Annotated in this window: 22 protein-coding genes; 20 read left to right on the top strand and 2 right to left on the bottom strand. The window is 61.2% G+C overall.

Annotated elements, in window-relative coordinates:
- Window positions 1-29: 29 nt before the first annotated feature.
- The 19 genes from cbiE (at window position 30) to B3I26_RS15315 (ending at window position 18,100) form a co-directional block, all read left to right on the top strand.
- Window positions 30-1,232: a precorrin-6y C5,15-methyltransferase (decarboxylating) subunit CbiE gene (gene cbiE, locus B3I26_RS15225; protein WP_296258738.1), complete on the top strand. Its 1,203-nt coding sequence runs from the start codon at window positions 30-32 to the stop codon at window positions 1,230-1,232.
- The gene (locus B3I26_RS15230) at window positions 1,232-2,329 is read left to right on the top strand and encodes a cobalt-precorrin-5B (C(1))-methyltransferase (protein ID WP_296258739.1); all 1,098 of its coding nucleotides are present in this window, start codon (window positions 1,232-1,234) and stop codon (window positions 2,327-2,329) included. Before cbiE ends, B3I26_RS15230 begins: the two co-directional genes overlap by 1 nt.
- Window positions 2,326-3,081 (top strand): cobalt-precorrin-6A reductase, encoded by a 756-nt coding sequence (locus B3I26_RS15235; protein WP_296258741.1) that lies wholly within the window; start codon window positions 2,326-2,328, stop codon window positions 3,079-3,081. Before B3I26_RS15230 ends, B3I26_RS15235 begins: the two co-directional genes overlap by 4 nt.
- Before the next feature lie 9 nt (window positions 3,082-3,090).
- A complete protein-coding gene (locus B3I26_RS15240) occupies window positions 3,091-3,507 on the top strand; it encodes a DUF2946 domain-containing protein (protein ID WP_296258743.1) in 417 nt (138 codons plus the stop codon).
- Between the two features lie 53 nt (window positions 3,508-3,560).
- Window positions 3,561-4,028: a copper chaperone PCu(A)C gene (locus tag B3I26_RS15245; protein WP_296258745.1), complete on the top strand. Its 468-nt coding sequence runs from the start codon at window positions 3,561-3,563 to the stop codon at window positions 4,026-4,028.
- Between the two features lie 43 nt (window positions 4,029-4,071).
- Window positions 4,072-4,515 (top strand): DUF2946 domain-containing protein, encoded by a 444-nt coding sequence (locus B3I26_RS15250; RefSeq protein ID WP_409522065.1) that lies wholly within the window; start codon window positions 4,072-4,074, stop codon window positions 4,513-4,515.
- A gap of 84 nt (window positions 4,516-4,599) precedes the next feature.
- Window positions 4,600-5,973 (top strand): PepSY-associated TM helix domain-containing protein, encoded by a 1,374-nt coding sequence (locus B3I26_RS15255; protein WP_296258748.1) that lies wholly within the window; start codon window positions 4,600-4,602, stop codon window positions 5,971-5,973.
- A 322-nt stretch (window positions 5,974-6,295) separates the two neighbouring features.
- Window positions 6,296-7,561: an urea ABC transporter substrate-binding protein gene (gene urtA, locus B3I26_RS15260; RefSeq protein ID WP_296258750.1), complete on the top strand. Its 1,266-nt coding sequence runs from the start codon at window positions 6,296-6,298 to the stop codon at window positions 7,559-7,561.
- 170 nt (window positions 7,562-7,731) lie between these two features.
- Window positions 7,732-9,321, top strand: coding sequence for an urea ABC transporter permease subunit UrtB (urtB, locus tag B3I26_RS15265; protein WP_296258752.1), 1,590 nt, complete (start codon window positions 7,732-7,734; stop codon window positions 9,319-9,321).
- Entirely contained in the window at window positions 9,321-10,400 is a 1,080-nt protein-coding gene (gene urtC, locus B3I26_RS15270; RefSeq protein WP_296258755.1) for an urea ABC transporter permease subunit UrtC, read from the top strand. The genes urtB and urtC overlap by 1 nt, the downstream gene beginning before the upstream one ends.
- On the top strand, window positions 10,397-11,251 hold the full coding sequence (gene urtD / locus B3I26_RS15275) for an urea ABC transporter ATP-binding protein UrtD (RefSeq protein WP_296258757.1): 855 nt from the start codon (window positions 10,397-10,399) through the stop codon (window positions 11,249-11,251). Before urtC ends, urtD begins: the two co-directional genes overlap by 4 nt.
- A gap of 215 nt (window positions 11,252-11,466) precedes the next feature.
- The gene (gene urtE / locus B3I26_RS15280) at window positions 11,467-12,165 is read left to right on the top strand and encodes an urea ABC transporter ATP-binding subunit UrtE (protein WP_296258759.1); all 699 of its coding nucleotides are present in this window, start codon (window positions 11,467-11,469) and stop codon (window positions 12,163-12,165) included.
- Window positions 12,166-12,211: 46 nt separating this feature from the next.
- Entirely contained in the window at window positions 12,212-13,057 is an 846-nt protein-coding gene (locus tag B3I26_RS15285; RefSeq protein ID WP_296258760.1) for an urease accessory protein UreD, read from the top strand.
- A gap of 93 nt (window positions 13,058-13,150) precedes the next feature.
- Entirely contained in the window at window positions 13,151-13,453 is a 303-nt protein-coding gene (locus B3I26_RS15290; RefSeq protein ID WP_296258763.1) for an urease subunit gamma, read from the top strand.
- 27 nt (window positions 13,454-13,480) lie between these two features.
- A complete protein-coding gene (locus B3I26_RS15295; RefSeq protein ID WP_296258765.1) occupies window positions 13,481-14,020 on the top strand; it encodes a GNAT family N-acetyltransferase in 540 nt (179 codons plus the stop codon).
- 50 nt (window positions 14,021-14,070) lie between these two features.
- The gene (locus tag B3I26_RS15300) at window positions 14,071-14,607 is read left to right on the top strand and encodes a GNAT family N-acetyltransferase (protein ID WP_296258767.1); all 537 of its coding nucleotides are present in this window, start codon (window positions 14,071-14,073) and stop codon (window positions 14,605-14,607) included.
- Entirely contained in the window at window positions 14,604-14,909 is a 306-nt protein-coding gene (locus B3I26_RS15305) for an urease subunit beta (protein WP_296258768.1), read from the top strand. The genes B3I26_RS15300 and B3I26_RS15305 overlap by 4 nt, the downstream gene beginning before the upstream one ends.
- 150 nt (window positions 14,910-15,059) lie before the next feature.
- Window positions 15,060-16,760: an urease subunit alpha gene (gene ureC, locus B3I26_RS15310; RefSeq protein WP_296258769.1), complete on the top strand. Its 1,701-nt coding sequence runs from the start codon at window positions 15,060-15,062 to the stop codon at window positions 16,758-16,760.
- A gap of 206 nt (window positions 16,761-16,966) precedes the next feature.
- A complete protein-coding gene (locus tag B3I26_RS15315; RefSeq protein WP_296258770.1) occupies window positions 16,967-18,100 on the top strand; it encodes a sensor histidine kinase in 1,134 nt (377 codons plus the stop codon).
- A gap of 156 nt (window positions 18,101-18,256) precedes the next feature.
- On the opposite strand, the gene B3I26_RS15320 is transcribed toward B3I26_RS15315, so the two are convergent.
- Together B3I26_RS15320 and cbpA are read right to left on the bottom strand one after the other, a co-directional pair.
- Window positions 18,257-18,556, bottom strand: a complete 300-nt coding sequence (locus tag B3I26_RS15320; RefSeq protein ID WP_296258771.1) for a chaperone modulator CbpM — start codon at window positions 18,554-18,556, stop codon at window positions 18,257-18,259.
- 2 nt (window positions 18,557-18,558) lie between these two features.
- Window positions 18,559-19,518, bottom strand: coding sequence for a curved DNA-binding protein (cbpA, locus tag B3I26_RS15325; protein WP_296258772.1), 960 nt, complete (start codon window positions 19,516-19,518; stop codon window positions 18,559-18,561).
- Window positions 19,519-19,814: 296 nt separating this feature from the next.
- Between cbpA and B3I26_RS15330 the strand changes: the two genes are divergently transcribed.
- Entirely contained in the window at window positions 19,815-21,080 is a 1,266-nt protein-coding gene (locus B3I26_RS15330; RefSeq protein WP_296258774.1) for an Hsp70 family protein, read from the top strand.
- Window positions 21,081-21,144: the final 64 nt, after the last annotated feature.

The following is a 21,144-nucleotide window of genomic DNA, read 5'->3' on the forward strand; positions in this document are numbered from 1 at the left end:
TTATCCACTGATCGGGTCGAGGTAAACACATGTCCCCTTGGCTGACAGTCGTGGGAATCGGTGAAGACGGTTACAAGGGGCTGGGCAGGAGCGCCCGGCACGCGTTGCTACAGGCACGTCAGGTGTATGGCAGTGCGCGTCAGCTCGATTTGCTGCCGCCGTGCATTCAGGCCGAACGTCGTTATTGGCCCAGTCCGTTTTCGCTACAGCCTGTGCTCGATCAGCGAGGCGAGCCGGTTTGCGTCATTGCCAGTGGCGATCCGATGCTGTTCGGTGTGGGGGTGAGCTTGTCACGGCAAGTGCCCATCGAGCAGATGCGCGTGATCCCGGCGCCCTCTTCCTATTCGCTGGCCGCCGCACGCCTGGGCTGGGCGTTGCAGGATGTGCTGACATTGTCGGTGGTCGCCCGGCCCGTGGCTGCGTTGAGTGCACAACTGCATCACGGTCTGCGCCTGTTGGTCCTGAGCAACGACGGCAGGAGCCCCGCTGCCATTGCGGCACTGTTGCGCGAGCGCGGTTTTGGCCCGAGCACCATGACGGTGCTGGAACATCTGGGAGGCGCGACGGAACGCCGGGTTGATGGCATTGCCAATGAATGGTCAGACCCGGAAATCGCCGATCTGAATCTGGTGGCGATTGACTGTTGGGCAGCGCCAGACACCTTGCGTCTGTCACCGCTTGGCGGCTTGCCGGACGACGCATTTCGTCACGATGGCCAATTGACCAAACGCGATGTGCGCGCCATCACGTTGGCCCGGCTGGCCCCGGTGCCCGGCGAGTTGCTATGGGACGTTGGCGCAGGCTGCGGTTCTATCGGTATTGAGTGGATGCGCGCGCATCCCACGTGTCGCGCCCTGGCGATCGAGGCCAACGAAGACCGCCAGCACCTGATCGAATTCAACCGCGACGCGCTGGGTGTTCCGGGCCTGCAACTGATTCGCGGACGCGCACCCGATGCTCTGGAAGGGCTTGAACAACCTGATGCGATTTTCATTGGTGGCGGCGTGACCCTCGACGGTGTACTGGACACGTGCTGGCAACAGCTGCGCTCCGGCGGTCGGATGGTGGCCAACGCGGTCACGCTGCAAAGCGAGGCGATGCTGGTCAACTGGCGCGAGCAAAACGGTGGCGAGCTGACCCGCATCCACCTCGCGCATGCCAAACCGCTGGGCACCTTCGACACGTGGCGTCAGGCGCTGCCGATCACCCTGCTCGAAGCGATCAAGCCCTGATGCGCGAGGAAACCGCCGAACAACCTGCGCCTTTGCGTAGCGGACTGACGACCGGCAGCTGCGCCACGGCCACCTCGCTCGCTGCAGCGCGTTTGTTGCTGGCGGATGAAGTCAATGATGCAATCGAGATCACGCTGCCCAAAGGCAGGCAGGTGCAGATGCGCCTGGAGTTCTGTCGCGCTGTCGACGGCGGTGCGCAAGCGGGAACGATCAAGGATGCAGGCGATGACCCCGACGTCACCCACGGCGCGCTGCTGTATTCCCACGTCCGCTTAACCGCCACGCCGGGCGTAACGTTCGTCGCGGGCTCCGGGGTCGGCACCGTCACCCGTCCCGGCCTGGTGCTGGGCGTCGGCGAGCCGGCGATCAACCCGGTGCCACGCAGAATGATGACCGAGCACCTCACGCACCTTGCCACTGAATTCGATTACCCAGGCGGGTTCGAAGTCACGGTCTGCGTGGAAAACGGCGGTGAGCTGGCGCTCAAGACCATGAACCCGCGTCTGGGCATCCTTGGCGGACTGTCGATTTTAGGCACCAGCGGCATTGTCAGGCCCTTTTCCTGCGCGGCCTACATTGCCTCGATTCATCAGGGCATCGACGTCGCCAAAACCAACGGCTATGAACACATCGCCGCCTGTACGGGCAACGCCAGCGAGGACACCATGCGCCGGGTGTACGACCTGCCCGATATCGCGCTGATCGAGATGGGTGATTTCGTCGGCGCGGTACTCAAGCATCTGCGCAAAGTGCCTGTGGATAAACTCAGTCTGTGCGGCGGGTTCGGCAAGATCAGCAAGCTCGCGGCCGGGCACATGGACCTGCACAGTCGGCATTCCAGCATTAACCTGGAACAACTGGCGCAGTGGGCGGCGGACGTGGGGGCCGATGACGATCTGCAGCGAAAGATTCGCGAGGCCAATACCAGCCAGCAGGCCTTGGCGATGGCAGCGGCAGTGAATGTGGCGTTGGGGGATGCGGTGTGTCAGCACGCCCTGAATTTCGCCCGCAGCGTAGTGCCTGCGCAAGTGCAGGTCGAGGTGTTCGCCATCGACCGGCAAGGCGGCATTGTCGGGCGTGCGGGGGCGTTTCAATGAGCCAGCGGACAGTCAAACGCGTGCTGTTATTGGGCGGGATCACCGAAGCGCTGGTTATCGCCCGCACGCTGGGGCCGCACCATATCTACAGTCTGGCAGGCGTCGGGCGAGTGCCGAGCGATCTGCGCTGTCAGGTGCGCGTTGGCGGATACGGCGGCGCTGAAGGGCTGGCGCAGTTCGTGCGAGACGAAGGCATCCGTCTGATCCTCGATGCAACCCATCCCTACGCGGCTCGGATCAGTCAAAACGCCGCGAACGCCGCGAAACTGACAGGTGTTCCTTGCTGGGCCTTACGCCGCCCGGCATGGCAAGCCGGTCCCCACGACGACTGGCGCGAGGTGGCGGACTGGGCAGCACTGATCATTGCCTTGGTGCCCTTCAAGCGCCCGTTGTTCACCCTGGGCCGCGAGCCGCTCGCACATTTGCATGAGATCCCCGAGCATCAGTTCTGGACCCTCCGTGCCCTCGACAGCTCCCCCGGCAACGAACGCTGCGAAGTCATCGGTGCTCGCGGTCCTTTCGACCTTGAAGGTGAACGCGCACTGTTCGAGCGCCGCAGCATCGATGTGCTGATCAGCAAGAACAGCGGCAGCACGGCGACCGAGCCGAAGCTTGAAGTGGCGCGCGAGCGTGGAGTGCCGATGTTGGTTTTGAAGCGGCCAGTGTTGGCGGGGGTGGATCGGGAGTTTTGGAGTGTGGGAGAGGTGTTGAAAGGATTGGAGCTTTTTACATCTCCCGGCCATTCAGGCTAAATGGCCGACATGAACCAACAACAAAAGAAAATCATCAGCCTTGAGCGGCGCCGAGCCTTTGCCTGGGTGGCGTGTTTTGCGCTGCTGTTCGGCATGCTGGTGATGCCCATGACACCGACCATGCCGCGTACGCAGGGTGAGCAACTCGTTTGGAGCAGCCTGTGCAGCAGCGGTGGGACACGTCTGGCGGCGACAACCATCGCGCCGGTGGATCAACGCCCCCCTGATCGCAGCGACGCTATCCTCATGCAGCATTGCCCGTGTTGTTCCAGGGTGCTGTCGATGGTGGCGGTGCCGGCGGGTAATCAGCCGGGTTTCATCGTGTTCGTTCAGCCCTTGCGCTTGCCCAATGCCGTGCTGGTCATTCACGCACCTGCGCGGGTGCTGTGGCCCAACCTCAATCCCCGCGCCTCACCCCGAGTCTGATCGTTCGTTCACGCTGCACATTGCGCATCTGAATGGCCTGGAGACTCCTACCCATGTTGAAGAAGATTCTGTTGCTGGCTGCCCTGCTGCTGCCCGTCTGCCTTGTTGAAGCTCATGAGAATGAAAACGGCCAACTGGCCATTGCCCAGCCCTGGTCGATGGAGCTGCCGCCAAACGCACCCACGGTTGCAGCCTATTTCATCATCAGTAACAAGAGGCCGCAGGCCGATCGGCTGATCAGCGTCGACAGCCCGATCGCTGGTGCCGCTCAACTGCATGAGCACGTGACCAAAGAAGGCTTGATGAAGATGCAGCAGGTCGAGACCGTGGACGTGCCAGCAGGCGGCACAGTGACATTTGCGCCCATGGCCTACCACGTCATGCTGCTGGACCTGAAAGATCGCTCGAGACTGACAACCGGTCAGACCTTCCCGCTGACCCTTCATTTCGAGAAAGCCGGTGACCTGACCGTTCAGGTCATGGTGCTGAAACAGGCACCTGATGACGCCCATGCCCACTGACAGCCTCTAACCCGAACCCTGAACGCTGAAGCCCTTGAGCCGCCTGTTCGCCACACGCAGCCCCGCCACCGCTCCCCGCAGAACGCAGGGTGCGTGGCTGAGCCTGTTCGCCATGCTGCTGATCTTCATTGGCCCGCTGATTTCGCAGTCGATGCCAATGGAGCATCACGCGGGCTTCCCGCCGCAGGCCACGCTGGCGACGGGCATGGACATGTCGGCGCCTATGGACATGTCGACCGACGCCCACAGCGGACATCACGCAGACCCCGTTCAAACGGCAGGCGTCGATCACGTGCTCTGGGCCAAGTGCGGCTACTGTACGCTGCTTTTCAGCTGTCCGGCGCTGACGCGAACCTTGGCCGTTGCGGCCCCTGTGCCGCCGACACCTGCCGACTTCTACAACGCAGCCCCGCAACGGGGCCATGCTCAGCGCAATGTCTTCCCCAACGCCCGCAGCCGCGCCCCGCCCTTTTTCCCCGTCGCCTGAACCTTGAAAAGATTCGTACACGCTGACCGCCCCTGAGGTGCCAGCGTGCTGCGCCGTGCTTATCCCTGACGGGAGCGTTTCACCATGTCTAAACCCAACGTGTCGTTCTATAACCTGGCGTGGCGCTGGCATTTTTATGCCGGGCTGTTCGTCGCGCCATTCATGATCGTCCTGTCGCTGACGGGCATCGTTTACCTGTTCAAGCCGCAGCTCGATTCGCTGATGTACAGCGACTTGCTGACGGTCAGGCCCGCGCATCACCTGCTCAGCGCCGACGCGCAGCAACAGCGGGTTTTGCAGGCCTACCCCAATGTGCTCATCAGCAAGTACCTGCCACCTGCGAATGCGCACAGCAGCGCACAGTTCGTGGTGAACCAGGACGGTCGTGACGTGAACCTGTTCATCGACCCCTACAGCGGCAAGGTCCTCGGCACTCAAGATGCGAAAAATAACCTGCAAGCCATGGCTCGCGAGCTTCACGGTGAACTGATGATAGGCACTGTCGGTGATCGTCTGGTGGAGTTGGCCGCCGGCTGGGGCATCGTGCTGGTGGTTTCCGGGTTGTACCTGTGGTGGCCGAGAGGGCGTTCGTCTGCCGGCGTGCTCTGGCCACGCTTCACCGCTCGCGGACGCCTATTGTGGCGCGACCTGCACGCGGTTACCGGCTTCTGGGGCTCGGTGGCGCTGCTGTTCATGCTCCTGAGCGGTATGACCTGGACCGGGCTGTGGGGCAAGGCATACGCGGATGTATGGAATACGTTTCCGGCAGCAATGTGGAACGACGTGCCGAGGTCTGAAAAACACGCAGGCGAACTGAACACAGCCAGCGGGCAGACCGTGCCCTGGGCGATGGAGAACACACCCATGCCGGTGTCCTCTGGCGAACATGCCGAGCATATGCATCACGCGGGGATGTCCAGCGCACCTGCCGCGCCTGCGATCACTTTGCAGCGGGTCGTCGATATCGCCAGAGAGCGCAGGGTCGAGCCTGGCTACAGCATTACTCAGCCGAAAACCGCTGACGGCGTGTTTACGGTATCGGTGTTCGCAGACAATCCGCACAACGACGCCACGCTGCACATCGATCAATACAACGGCAAGGTGCTGGCCGATGTGCGTTACGCCGATTACAGCCCAGTGTCCAAAGCCACCGAACTGGGGGTGATGCTGCACGAAGGCAAGATGTTTGGCTGGCTCAATCAGTGGGTGATCCTGTTCATCTGCCTGATGGTGCTGCTCAGCGCCGTGAGCGGGATCGTGATCTGGTGGAAGCGCCGACCACACAACGGATTTGGCGTGCCGCCGCTTCGGCACGACCTGCCACGCTGGAAAATCGCAACGGTTGTCATGATTGCACTCGGCTTGGCCTTCCCGCTCGTCGGGATTTCGATGCTGGTGGTATGGCTGCTTGATCGAACAGCCTTTTCACGCTTTGCCAAATCGGCGACAACAGCTTAGATTGCGTCCTGCGGGGCCTGGAACCTTTTTGGGTGGTTTAGTGATGAATTCCTCCTCATTTCCGGTTTCAGGCCCCGTCTCCTTTCTCCCCCTCGCAAAAACCTGTCGCATTAGACAGCTTGTCGCACCAGATCAGCGCACCCTGCGCACCACCCATGCTTGACCATCCCAGATTGGTGCACCCTCTAGCCCGCTCGCAACGCTTTCATTCGATTTGGCAACGTTTTCAGCCTTGGCCCAGCCTTTGCTAAAGCCTAAGCAGCCTTGACCCTGCACCGCCAAGCGCGGACCTGCCAGAACAATCAAAGAATGGAGCTTGCCAATGAAGCGTCGCAGTTTGCTTAAAGCGTTCACCCTGTCCGCATCGATCGCCGCTATGGGTTTGACCTGGACCGCGCAGGCCGCCGAGACAATCAAGGTCGGGATTCTTCATTCTTTGTCCGGCACCATGGCCATTTCCGAGACCTCACTCAAAGACATGGCGCTGATGACCATCGACGAGATCAACGCCAAGGGTGGTGTCGACGGCAAAAAACTGGAAGCCGTGGTGGTCGACCCGGCGTCCAACTGGCCGCTGTTCGCCGAGAAGGCACGCCAGCTGATCACCCAGGATAAAGTCGCAGTGGTGTTCGGTTGCTGGACCTCGGTGTCGCGTAAATCGGTACTGCCGGTGTTCGAAGAACTCAACGGTCTGCTGTTCTACCCGGTGCAGTACGAAGGTGAGGAGATGTCGCCGAACGTGTTCTACACCGGTGCAGCGCCTAACCAGCAGGCGATACCCGCTGTCGAGTACCTGATGAGCGAAGACGGCGGCGCGGCCAAGCGCTTCTTCCTGCTGGGCACCGACTACGTCTACCCACGCACCACCAACAAGATTCTGCGTGCGTTCCTGCATTCCAAAGGCGTGAAGGACAGCGACATCGAAGAGGTGTACACCCCCTTCGGCCATAGCGATTATCAAACCATCGTGGCCAACATCAAGAAGTTCTCCGCAGGCGGCAAGACCGCTGTGATCTCAACCGTCAACGGCGACTCCAACGTGCCGTTTTACAAGGAACTGGGTAACCAGGGCTTGAAAGCCACTGACGTTCCGGTGGTGGCGTTCTCGGTGGGCGAAGAAGAACTGCGTGGCGTGGACACCAAGCCGCTGGTGGGCAACTTGGCGGCGTGGAACTACTTCGAATCGGTGAAGAACCCGGTCAACACCAAGTTCGTTGCTGACTGGAAAGCCTACGCCAAGGCGCACAACCTGCCGAACGCGGACAAGGCAGTGACCAACGATCCGATGGAGGCGACTTACGTCGGCATCCACATGTGGGCGCAGGCGGTCGAGAAAGCCAAGTCCACCGATGTGGATAAAGTCCGCGAGGCCATGGCCGGCCAGACCTTTGCCGCGCCCTCAGGCTTCACCCTGGAAATGGACAAGACCAACCACCACCTGCACAAGCCAGTGATGATCGGCGAGATCAAGGCTGACGGCCAGTTCAACGTAGTGTGGAAAACCAAGGAGCCGATTCGCGCCCAGCCGTGGAGCCCGTTCATCGAAGGCAACGACAAGAAGCCTGACTACGCGGTGAAAAGTAACTAAGACCAGCCCCTGATGGTTCCCATGCCCGGCGTGGGAACTGTGCCTTGAACGCTCCGTGGTCGTGACCGGATGACGCCGAGCGTCAGGGAATGCATTTCCACGCAGAGCGTAGGAACGATCGGCACCCGCGCATGGCGGCAAAGTCATGCGGGTGCTTTCAGGACACCGATATGCCCAGAAGTCTTTATCGTCTCATTCTCGCCCTGAGCCTGTTGCTGCCCTTCACAGCGCATGCCAGCGATGCCGGCGACTTTGTCGCGGCCCCATCATCTGAACGCGCTGAGTTACTGGAAGCGTGGGCGGCCAAGCCCGACCCGGCGCGCATTGAATTGCTGGTTGCCCTGCAGGAAGGCCGCGTAGCTGGCGACAGCAGCAATCGCGCCTTCATTCAGCATGGCGACACCTTCACCCCGGTCGATCCGGGTGCGCCTTCATCGGCCGATGCCCCCAACCCCGATGAGCCTGAAACGCTCAGCCTGAACAACCGTCTGCGCGGTCTGCTGGAAACCGCCCTTGCCAGCCATCAGTTGCTCGCCGCCGACGCCAAGTTGCGCCTGACAGCCGCGCTGACCTTGCAAAAGAGCGCGCGCCCCGCTCAGCTGCCATTGCTCATGCAGCAAGTGGCGAGCGAGCAAGACGCCGCCGTGCACTCAGCGCTTAACCTTGCGCTGGCCAATCTGCAACTGGTGGATAGCAGCCCGACAGTGCGTCTGGCCGCCGTACGTTTGCTCGGTGAAACGGGCGACCCGCTGGCTCGCACGCGCCTGGAAAACCTGCTCGAACCCAACGTCGAAACCGACCCGACCGTGCGCCTGGCGGCTGAGACCAGCCTGGCTCAGGTCAAGCGCAAGCTGATGATCGGAGAAGTGCTCGGTCAGGTGTTCAGTGGCATTTCGCTGGGGTCGATCCTGCTGCTGGCAGCGCTGGGCCTGGCGATCACTTTCGGCCTGCTGGGCGTCATCAACATGGCCCATGGCGAGATGCTGATGCTCGGCGCATACGCCACCTACGTCGTGCAGATCATGTTCCAGCGCTATGCACCGGGTGCTATCGAGCTGTATCCACTTGTCGCGCTGCCGGTGGCGTTCTTCGTCACGGCCTGCATCGGCATGGCATTGGAGCGCACGGTGATTCGTCACCTGTATGGCCGCCCTCTGGAAACCCTGCTCGCGACCTGGGGCATCAGCCTGATGCTGATCCAGTTGATCCGTGTGGTGTTCGGCGCGCAGAACGTCGAAGTGGCCAACCCCGCATGGCTGTCCGGCGGGATCCAGGTGTTGCCCAATCTGGTGCTGCCGTACAACCGGATCATCATCATCGCCTTCGCGCTGTTCGTGGTGGTGCTGACCTGGCTGCTGTTGAACAAAACGCGCCTGGGCCTGAACGTGCGCGCCGTCACTCAGAACCGCAGCATGGCCGCCTGTTGCGGTGTGCCGACAGGCCGTATCGACATGATGGCCTTCGGGCTCGGTTCAGGCATAGCCGGGCTCGGCGGCGTGGCCTTGAGTCAGATCGGTAACGTCGGACCTGACCTGGGGCAGAGCTACATCATCGACTCGTTCCTGGTGGTGGTGCTTGGCGGCGTCGGTCAACTGGCCGGTAGCGTGATGGCAGCCTTTGGGCTGGGCATCGCCAACAAGCTTCTCGAACCGCAAATCGGCGCAGTGCTGGGCAAGATCCTGATCCTGGCGCTGATCATTCTGTTTATCCAGAAACGTCCGCAAGGGCTGTTTGCGCTCAAAGGACGGGTGATCGACTGATGAACCAGCCATTGATGGTCACTGCCGCGCAACGCGCTGGCACTCAAGTCACGATCTCGGTGGGCGTGGTCATCCTCGCCCTGCTGATCGCCCTGCCGCTGCTGTCGCTGTTGCCCGAGAGCAACGGCCTGCAAGTGTCGGCCTACACCCTGACGCTGGTGGGCAAGATTCTCTGCTACGCCATCGTTGCCTTGGCGCTGGATCTGGTCTGGGGCTACGCCGGCCTGCTGTCCCTGGGGCACGGCCTGTTCTTCGCCCTCGGCGGTTATGCGATGGGCATGTACCTGATGCGTCAAGCCTCGGGTGACAGCCTGCCGGCGTTCATGACCTTTCTGTCGTGGACCGAACTGCCGTGGTACTGGGTCGGCACCGAGCATTTGCTCTGGGCCATGTGCCTGGTGGTGCTGGCGCCGGGGCTGCTGGCGCTGGTGTTCGGCTTCTTCGCTTTCCGCTCGCGGATCAAAGGCGTGTATTTCTCGATCATGACCCAAGCCCTGACGTTCGCCGGGATGTTGCTGTTCTTCCGCAACGAAACCGGTTTTGGTGGCAACAACGGCTTTACCAACTTTCGCAGCATTCTGGGCTACAGCATCACCTCCCAAGGCACCCGCGCGGTGCTGTTCCTGCTGACCGTGGCCCTGCTGGTGGGCAGCCTCTTCGTGGGCTGGCGTCTGGCATGCAGCAAGTTCGGTCGGGTGCTGACCGCGGTGCGTGATGCGGAAAACCGATTGATGTTCTGCGGCTACGATCCGCGCGGATTCAAGCTGTTCGTCTGGGTCTTGAGCGCGGTGTTGTGCGGTTTGGCGGGCGCGCTGTACGTGCCGCAGGTCGGGATTATCAACCCCAGCGAAATGTCGCCGACCAACTCCATCGAGGCCGCCGTCTGGGTAGCCCTGGGCGGTCGTGGCACATTGATCGGCCCGCTGCTCGGCGCCGGTCTGGTGAACGGCATGAAAAGCTGGTTCACCGTGGCGTTCCCCGAGTACTGGCTGTTCTTCCTCGGCGCTCTGTTCATTGTGGTGACGTTGTACCTGCCCAAAGGCGTAATTGGTTTGATCAAGAACAGAGGCGAACGATGAAAAGTACGCCCACCCCCGCATTCGATCCGGCACTGGACCCTAACAGCGACGCCGGTACAAGCCGCGACGCCATTGGCCTGGGACAGGTCGCAGGCCGAGGCCTGAACACTCGCCATGGCACCATCCTGACCCTGGAAAACATCAGCGTCAGCTTTGACGGTTTCAAGGCGCTCAACGACCTGAACCTGTATATCGGCGTAGGCGAGCTGCGCTGCATCATCGGCCCCAATGGCGCGGGCAAGACCACGCTGATGGACGTGATCACCGGCAAGACGCGCCCCAGCCACGGCACCGCCTGGTTCGGCGAGACACTGGACCTGACCCGGATGAGCGAAGTGCAGATCGCACAGGCGGGCATCGGCCGCAAGTTTCAGAAACCGACGGTGTTCGAGGCGCTGAGCGTGTTCGAGAACCTGGAGTTGGCGCAAAAGACCGACAAATCGGTATGGGCCAGCCTGCGGGCCAAACTCAACGGCGATCAGCGTGCTCGCATCGACGAAGTGTTGGAAACCATTCGCTTGACGGCCTCAATGTCGCGCCCTGCCGGCCTGTTATCGCACGGCCAGAAGCAGTTTCTGGAGATCGGCATGCTGCTGGTCCAGGACCCGCAATTATTGCTGCTCGATGAGCCTGTAGCGGGCATGACCGACGCTGAGACCGAGTTCACTGCCGAACTGTTCAAGACCCTTGCGGGCAAGCACTCGCTGATGGTGGTCGAGCACGACATGGGCTTCGTCGGCACCATCGCCGACCACGTCACCGTGCTGCATCAGGGCAGCGTACTGGCCGAGGGGTCGCTGGAGGACGTGCAGGCCGATGAGCGGGTGATCGAGGTTTATTTGGGACGTTGATGCAGATGTCGCTCGTTTCTGTGTTGATCATTCCCACGCTCCGCGTGGGAATGCATCCGCTGAGGCTGCGCGTCATCAACGGGCCGCCGAGCGTCCATTGCAGCATTCCCACGCAAAGCATGGGAACGATCATCTTCAGCATTCGAAAGACAGCTTCGCGGATAAATCCGCTCCCACAGGGACAGCGGCAGCCGTCAGAAAAGAGAACGAACCTTATGCTTCAGGTAGAAAAGCTTCATCAGTATTACGGCGGCAGCCATATTCTGCGTGGTCTGTCTTTCGACGTGAAGATCGGCGAAGTGACCTGCCTGCTGGGGCGTAACGGCGTAGGCAAGACCACCTTGCTCAAAGTGCTAATGGGCCTGTTGCCCGCCAAGGAGGGCGCGGTGCAGTGGGAGGGCAAGCCGATCACAGGGTTTAAACCGCATCAGCGGGTACATTCAGGCATCGCTTATGTGCCACAGGGTCGGGAGATTTTCGGGCGCCTGACGGTAGAGGAAAACCTGCTGATGGGCCTGTCACGCTTCCCCGGCTCGCAGGCCAAACAAGTGCCGGCTTTCATCTACGAGCTGTTCCCGGTGCTGCTGCAGATGAAGCACCGGCGCGGCGGCGATCTGTCCGGTGGCCAACAGCAACAGCTGGCCATCGGTCGCGCCCTGGCCAGCCGTCCGCGCTTGCTGATTCTGGACGAACCCACCGAAGGCATTCAGCCGTCGGTGATCAAGGAAATCGGCGCGGTGATCAAGACGCTTGCGGCCCGTGGCGATATGGCGATTCTGCTGGTCGAGCAGTTTTATGACTTCGCTGCCGAACTGGCCGATCAGTACATCGTCATGTCTCGCGGCGAGATCGTTCAGCAAGGTCGCGGCGAAAACATGGAAACCGAAGGCGTACGTGGCCTGGTCACTATTTGACGCACAATCGGCTAAGGTAGATGCCTGCGAAAACGAAAAAGAACCTATGAATCTTCCTGTTCCCGCCGCCCTGTTCACGCCCAGCTGGCACGCCGAGCTGGAGTTGGGCTATGGGCGTTTCGGTGATACCACGCGCCCGACTCAGCGCCGTCACAAAGGCCCGTTGCGGGTGCAGAAACACCTGTATGCCGAAGGCCCGCACGTGTGCCAGCACATCATCGTCCACCCGCCGGGCGGGATTGCCGGTGGCGACCGGCTGGACATCAGCGCCAGCGTCGGTCCCGGCGCCTGGGCACAGCTGACCAGCCCCGGCGCGGCCAAGTGGTACCGCGCGGCGAGCCCTGCGTACCAACAACTGGAGCTGAAAGTCGCTGCGGGCGCTACGCTGGAATGGTTACCGCAGGAGACCATCGTCTTCAGCGAGGCTAAAGCGCAGTTGACGACGTGCATCGAGCTTGAAGGCGATGCCCGACTGTTCTACTGGGACGTGGTGGCGCTCGGGCGGCCGGCCAGTGGCGAGCGTTTCGATCATGGGCATTTTCAGGCGCATCTGGATATTCGTCGTGACGGCAAAGCGCTATGGCATGAACGCCAGCGCCTCCAGGGCAATGACGGACTGCTGGATTCGCCGGTCGGTTTGGGTGGCAAGCCAGTGTTCGCGACGCTGATCGTGACCGGAGAAATCGACGCCCGGTTGTTGGAGCGTTGCCGTGAACGGGCTGACCATTCGCCCGTGCGCGGTGACCTGACTCAGTTACCGGGTCTGGTGGTGGCACGTTGCCTGGCTGAAGAAGCCCTGCACGCGCGAGCCTGGCTGATCGAACTATGGAAGCTGCTACGCCCTGCCCTTTTGGGCCGAGAGGCTGTACCACCGAGGATTTGGAGTACCTGAGGGCGGGTATTCGTACGCAGCCAGGCCGGACTGCTGTAGAGGTCATGCAGCGCCCCAGGCTCACCTTATTCAGTTATTGGAAACGGAAAACCCATGGACCTGACTCCACGCGAAAAAGACAAGATGCTGATTTTCACCGCCGGTCTGGTCGCCGAGCGGCGGCTGGCACGGGGTTTGAAACTTAACTACCCGGAGGCCATGGCGTTCATCTCCGCGGCGCTGCTCGAAGGCGCGCGCGATGGGCAGACGGTTGCGCAATTGATGCACTACGGCACCACCCTGCTGACCCGCGAACAGGTGATGGAGGGCATCCCGGAAATGATCCCGGAAATCCAGGTCGAGGCCACTTTCCCGGATGGCACCAAGCTGGTCACCGTGCATCAGCCGATCGCCTGAAGCACCTTGGACGAAGTGGAAACGAACATGACGCATACGATTCGTGACGCACTGCTGACTGACATGCCTGCCGTGCTGGATATTTACAATGATGCCGTGCTCAACACCACGGCAATCTGGAACGAGCAACCGGTGGACCTGAGCAACCGCGAAGCCTGGTTGGCTGCACGCCAGAGCCAGGGCTATCCGATTCTGCTGGCCGTCGATGAAGCCAACCAGGTGTTGGGCTATTCCTCGTTCGGCGACTGGCGCCCGTTCGAAGGCTTCCGTCACACCGTGGAGCACTCGGTCTACGTGCGTGCCGACCAACGCGGCAATGGACTGGGGCCACTGCTGATGACAGCACTGATCGACCGTGCCAGGACCTGCGACAAGCACATGATGGTCGCGGCTATCGAAAGTGCGAACGCGGCGTCAATTCATTTGCATGAGCGCCTGGGCTTCATCACCACCGGGCGGATGCCACAAGTTGGCACCAAGTTCGGTCGCTGGCTGGATCTGACTTTCATGCAACTGGACCTGTCGCCTGGCACACCTGCTCCACCCTCGCAGGCCCCGGCAAGATAAGCCCCATTGCGCCCCTTGAACCCTGATTGCTCAAACCATAAGGAAATCCCATGAACGCTGCTCAGTTGCGACGTGTTACCAGCGAAAGCTTCGCGCATTACCGCCACGGTCTGGTGGCGTTGTTACTGGATGCCGTGCAGGGAGGCGCATCGGTGGGTTTCATGGCCGACTTGAGCGCTGCCGAAGCCTACAACTGGTGGGACGGCGTACGGACCCAGGTCGAGCAAGGCGAGGTGTTGTTGTGGGTAGTGGTGCAAGACGAACAGGTGCTGGCGACCGTGCAATTGGCGCTGTGCCAGAAGGCCAATGGCCTGAACCGCGCCGAGGTGCAAAAACTGCTGGTACTCGATCATGCCCGACGTCGCGGGCTGGCCACGCAATTGATGCAGGCGGTTGAACAGGCCGCCGTTCAGCACCAGCGCGGGCTGCTGTACCTGGACACCCTGGCCGGCTCGCCGGCCGAAGATTTCTACCGTGCCTTGGGCTACGAACTGTCCGGCAAGCTTCCGGACTACGCCTGCAACCCGGACGGCGAATATCACGCTACGGCCCTTTACTACAAATTACTGCCGAGGAAGAGCGCATGATTGCTGGTGAATACCGGATCCAGCCCGGAGAGATTGAGCTCAATGCCGGGCGTCGGACCCTCACCCTCCGCGTCGCCAACAGCGGGGACCGGCCGATCCAGGTCGGCTCGCATTTCCACTTTTTCGAAACCAACGACGCCCTCATCTTCGACCGCGCCGCCAGCCGCGGCATGCGCTTGAACATCCCGGCGGGGACTGCCGTGCGCTTCGAGCCGGGGCAGGCGCGAGAGGTCGAGCTGGTCGACCTGGCGGGGTCGCGGCGGGTGTTTGGGTTTGCCGGGCGGGTGATGGGCGACCTCTGATCTGCGTCGCTGAACTCATACCTGATCGTTCCCACGCTCCGCATGGGAACGCCTGACTGGACGCTTCGCGTCCGTTGTTGTGACGCAGAGCGTCACGGGATGCGTTACCACGCAGAGCGTGGAACGATCATTGAATCTCAAGGCATGTAGATGAAAATTTCCAGACAAGCCTACGCCGACATGTTCGGCCCTACCGTCGGCGACCGTGTACGTCTTGCCGATACCGAGCTGTGGATCGAGGTCGAGAAGGACTTCACTACGTACGGCGAGGAAGTGAAATTCGGCGGCGGCAAGGTCATCCGTGACGGTATGGGCCAAGGCCAATTGCCAGCCGCCGAGGTCGTCGATACGTTGATCACCAACGCGCTGATCATCGATCACTGGGGTATCGTCAAAGCCGACGTGGGCCTTAAGAATGGACGCATCGCCGCCATCGGCAAGGCAGGCAACCCGGACATCCAGCCCGATGTGACCATCGCCATCGGTGCCGCCACTGAAATCATCGCAGGCGAAGGCATGATCCTGACCGCTGGCGGCGTCGACACGCACATCCATTTCATCTGCCCGCAACAGATCGAAGAGGCGCTGATGAGTGGCGTCACCACCATGATCGGCGGCGGCACGGGCCCCGCAACCGGCACCAACGCGACGACTGTAACGCCCGGCAAATGGCACATGATGCGCATGCTGCAGGCCGCCGAAGCGTTCCCGATGAACATCGGCTTCACCGGCAAGGGTAATGTCAGTGTGCCCGAGCCACTGATCGAGCAGGTCAAGGCCGGCGCCATCGGCCTCAAGCTGCACGAAGACTGGGGCACCACGCCTGCGGCCATCGACAACTGCCTGACCGTCGCCGACCAATACGACGTGCAGGTGGCGATCCACACCGACACCCTGAACGAGTCCGGCTTCGTCGAAACCACCCTGGGCGCGTTCAAGAACCGCACCATTCACACCTATCACACCGAAGGGGCCGGTGGCGGCCACGCACCGGACATCATCAAGGCGTGTGGCTTCCCTAATGTGCTGCCGAGTTCGACCAACCCGACCCGACCGTTCACCCGCAACACCATCGATGAGCATCTGGACATGCTGATGGTCTGCCATCACCTGGACCCCAGCATCGCCGAGGACGTGGCGTTCGCCGAGAGCCGCATTCGCCGCGAAACCATCGCAGCCGAGGACATCCTGCATGACCTGGGCGCCTTTTCGATGCTCAGCTCCGACAGCCAGGCCATGGGCCGCGTCGGCGAGGTGATCATGCGCACCTGGCAGACCGCCGACAAAATGAAACGCCAGCGTGGCCCATTGCCGGGTGACGGCGAAGGCAATGACAACTTTCGCGCCAAACGCTACATCGCCAAATACACCATCAATCCGGCGATTACCCACGGTATCAGTCATGAAGTGGGTTCAATCGAGGTGGGTAAATGGGCGGATCTGGTGCTTTGGCGTCCGGCGTTCTTCGGCGTCAAACCGACGCTGATCCTCAAGGGCGGCTCTATCGCGGCGAGCCTGATGGGCGACGCCAACGCCTCAATCCCGACCCCGCAACCGGTGCACTACCGCCCGATGTTTGCCAGCTACGGCAGCTCCCTGCACGCCAGCAGCCTGACCTTCATCAGCCAGGCGGCTTTCGATGCGGGCGTACCGGACCAACTGGGTTTGAAGAAGCAAATCGCCGTGGTCAAAGGCTGCCGCAGCGTGACCAAGGCCGACCTGATCCACAACGATTACCTGCCCAAGATTGAGGTGGACCCACAGACCTACCAGGTCAAGGCCGACGGCGTGCTGTTGTGGTGCGAGCCTGCAGACGTATTGCCAATGGCGCAGCGTTATTTTCTGTTCTAGCGCTGGACGCTACCTCGCCCATCACCTGTAGCCGTACAGCTGCCTGCCCGTGGCGTCGATGAAATCGCTGCCGCTGGCAAGCCGTGTTGCTACAGGATGCCGCGCACCGGCCATCCCTGCGCGTGAATCCGCTGTTCTTCCTGCCACAAACTGGCGTTAAGATGGCGGCACTTTTTATTTAGCGCTTTGTCAGCAAGGTTGTACCCATGCGTCTTTCCGACTTCATCGTCCAGAACGTGGACCGTATCGTGGATGAATGGGAGAAGTTCGCCGCAACGTTGACACCTGCGGCAGTCTCGCTGAGCAGCGCGGATTTACGCGATCACGCCAAGGCCATATTGTTGGCCGCTGCGCGAGACATGAACACCGCGCAGACCAAGGCCGAGCAGATCGCCAAAGCGCAGGGTGAGGATCTGGGCAAGACGCCGACGCTGGATCAGGCGGCCGCCAGTCATGGCGAGCTGCGACACCACGTCGGCTTCGACCTGGTGCAGATGACCTCCGAGTTTCGCCACTTGCGGGCGACGGTTATCCGCTTCTGGGTTGAAAGTCTGACGTCACCGGAAATCGCCTATTTCACCGACATGATTCGCTTTAACGAAGCCATTGACGAAGCCTTGGCAGAGTCCACTGCCGCCTACGCAGAGCGCGTGAATCGCTCAAGGGATATCTTTCTCGCCATTTTGGGCCACGACCTGCGCGCGCCTTTGCAAGCCATCGGCATGTCGTCGGAGATCCTGATGCGCAAGGCGGGCATCAGCAAGGCCGACATGGCCTACGTCAAACGCATCAAGAGCAGCGGCCTGCACATGGCGACCATGGTCAGTGATCTTCTGGAGTTCGTCCGCAGCCGCCTGGGTGCGAGCTTGCCCATCGAGCGCAAGCCCATGGAAATGACCACCGCCTGCCGCGATGCCATCGATGCGGCCAGCGCCGGGCAACCGGATTGCGACCCGGTATTCACCACGCGGGGCGATACCCAAGGCGAATGGGACCGCGCGCGCATTGACCAGATGCTGCAAAACCTGATCGGCAATGCCCTGCAACACGGCGCTTCAACCCACAAGATCAGCGTGACGCTGATCGGAGGGGAGAACCATGTCAGCCTCTCGGTGCACAACGATGGCGAACCGATTGCCGAGGAAGCGATCGGCAGTATCTTCGACCCGCTGGTGCGTTCGCTGAACGAACAGGCGGGCACCCGCAACCCTTCTACGAGCCTGGGATTGGGGTTGTACATCGTCAAGGAAGTGGCCAACGCGCACGGTGGGAGCATCACCGTGACGTCGAATTTTGGGGACGGGACCACGTTTACCGTGGTGCTACCGAAGAAGGCTTGAACCCGAAACGGCCTTGGTTCTGACCGAAGGACGGATAAGCAAGCTTGCTGGCGATCTGGCGCGCAGTCTCAGCAAAACCCGCTAACTCCGTCCACCTGAAACCGTGCATTGACCGATTGTGCTGCCCGCTTGAACGCCCTGCGCAGGCATGCGGGCTCAATCCTCGACAAACCGCCCCAGCCGCTGCTTAAGCATGCGGTTCTCCGCACGCACCTGTTCGAGTTCATCCAGCAGGTTCAGCGCCAGGGCCACACCGTCCCACTCCATCGCCAGGTCGTGGTGCAACTTGGCAGCACGCCTGGCGACTGACAGCGAGTGGGTGTCGAACAACCAGTCGTCCGGCTTCACCCCCTGCGGCTCGACGATGCCGTGCTCGACGATTTCGATGACATAGGCGACCGGCATGTCGACCACCTGACAGAATTCCTGCATGTCTACGACCAGGGTGTTGCTCATGATCAGTTACTCCATTGAGCCCTCGGATCGAAAGCAGCCTTCTCGGCCAGTTTCTCCCACAGCGCTTTGGTAGCGTCATCGGTGGACTTGGGCATGACGATCTTCAATTGCGCGAAAAGGTCGCCACGCTGGCCCTGCTTGTTCAAAAGACCATTCCCCTTGACTCGCAGTCGCTGCCCGCTCTGACTATCCGGACGAATGGTCAGGTTGATCTTGCCGGTCAAGGTTGGCACAGCGACCTTGGCGCCCAGTGCAGCCTCCCAAGGGGCCAAGGGCACGGTGATGATCAAGTCATGGCCTTCAACGTCGAATCTGGGGTGCGGCGCCAGACGAATGGTCAGGAACAGATCCCCGTTTTCAGCCCCGCCAATGCCCGGCGCGCCCTGTCCTTTTAGACGAATGCGCTCACCATCGGCAACGCCCGCCGGAATCTTCACGTTCAGGGTCTTGGTGACATCGGCCGTGCGCTGGCCATTGGCGCTGTGCTGCGGCACCTTGAAACTGATCTTCTTCGATTCGGTAGAGAGGGTTTCTTCGAGGAAGATTGCCAGTTCCATTTCCACATCCTGCCCTCGACGGCCCGCGCTGTATGCACGCCCGCCTTGCTGACCACCACGATTACCGAAAATCGAACTGAAGAAGTCGGAAAAGTCCCCGCCTTCGAATCCGCCGCCGCCGAAACCCTGACCGGCGCCAGCGCCACCACGCCCCTGCCATCCTGGAGGCGGCTGGAAACGGCCCTGCTGGCCATACTTGCGGATATCGTCGTACTCGGCGCGCTTTTCAGGATCGCTCAGCGCTTCATAGGCCTCGGACGCCTCTTTGAATTTGTCCTCCGCGCCAGGCTCTTTGCTGACGTCGGGATGATACTTGCGCGCGAGTTTGCGATAGGCGGTCTTGATGGTTTTCTCGTCCGCCGTCGGCTCTACGCCAAGAATCTTGTAATAGTCTTTGAAGTCCATCTAACGGTCACCCATTCCGGATTATCCAGCACAGTTGCATACCGCGTTATCAGATGAGAACGTCGACCGCGCTGAATGTTGCAAGGTTATCGGCACACGGTGGCATGAGCTTGAAAGAAGATCCAAACCGACCGTGAACGTTGAGAGTTGCCTGCAAGATTGGGGGTGCGACGCCTCGATTCAAGGTACAAGCGTGAAATAGACACGTATCGACAGAAAAACCGACGCGGCGCGCTACGAATTCGCGGCGCACTCGCATACACTGCGCGGCCGTTTTTTTGACCGGAACGTAAAACATGAGCACTCCATCCCCAGCCCGGGCCGTCGGCATCGATTTCGGCACCTCCAACTCCACGGTCGGCTGGCTGCGCCCTGGGGCGGAAACGCTGATTGCGCTGGAGGACGACAAGATCACCCTGCCTTCGGTGGTCTTCTTCAACATGGAAGAGCGCCGTCCGGTCTACGGTCGCCTGGCGTTGCACGAGTACCTGGAAGGCTACGAAGGGCGCCTGATGCGCTCGCTCAAGAGCCTGCTGGGCTCCAAGCTGATCAAGCACGACACCAGCGTGCTGGGTACGGCAATGCCCTTCAAGGACCTGCTCGGGCTGTTCATCGGCGAGCTGAAAAAGCGCGCGGAGGCCGCAGCCGGCCACTCTTTCGAACAGGTGGTGCTGGGGCGTCCGGTGCATTTTGTCGATGACGACGCCGCTGCCGATCAGGAAGCCGAAGACACACTGGCCGACGTGGCACGCAAGATCGGCTTCAAGGATGTCTCGTTCCAGTTCGAACCGATTGCTGCGGCGTTCGACTATGAGTCGACCCTGGAAGGTGAAGAACTGGTGCTGATCGTCGACATCGGCGGGGGTACGTCGGACTTCTCGCTGGTGCGCCTGTCGCCGCAGCGGCGTCTGGTCGACGACCGCCAGAGCGACATTCTCGCCACCGGCGGCGTACACATTGGCGGTACCGATTTCGACAAACAACTCAGCCTGCAGGGCGTGATGCCGCTTTTCGGCTACGGCAGCCGGATGAAAAGTGGCGCCTACATGCCCACCAGCACGCACATGAACCTGGCGACCTGGCACACCATCAACTCGGTGTATTCGCAGAAGTCGCAGCTGGCGTTGGGCAGCATGCGCTACGACATCGAAGACACGCAGGGCATCGACCGTCTGTTCAAGCTGATCGAACAGCGCGCCGGGCACTGGCTGGCAATGGAAGTGGAAGAAACCAAGATCCAGCTGACCCATGCCGAAAACCGTCTGGTGCCGATGGATCGCGTCGAAGGCGGGCTAAGCGTCGATCTGACCCGCGCTTTGTTCGAGTCATCGATCGATGCATTGCTGGAGCGTATACGTGAAAGCGTCACGCGCCTGTTGAACGATGCGGGGGTCGGCGTGACGGATGTCGACACGGTGTTCTTCACCGGTGGTTCCAGCGGTATCCCTGCCCTGCGCAACAGCGTTGCAGCGATGCTGCCCAAGGCGCGGCATGTGGAGGGCAACATCTTCGGCAGCATCGGCAGTGGTCTGGCAATCGAGGCCAAGAAACGATACGGCTGAGGGGCAAAAGCCCCCCTGCCCGGACGTCTGATCGTTCCCACGTTCTGCGTCACTAGTGTCCGGG

It is taken from the genome of Pseudomonas sp. UBA5706, assembly GCF_002419965.1.
Taxonomy (GTDB): Bacteria; Pseudomonadota; Gammaproteobacteria; order Pseudomonadales; family Pseudomonadaceae; genus Aquipseudomonas.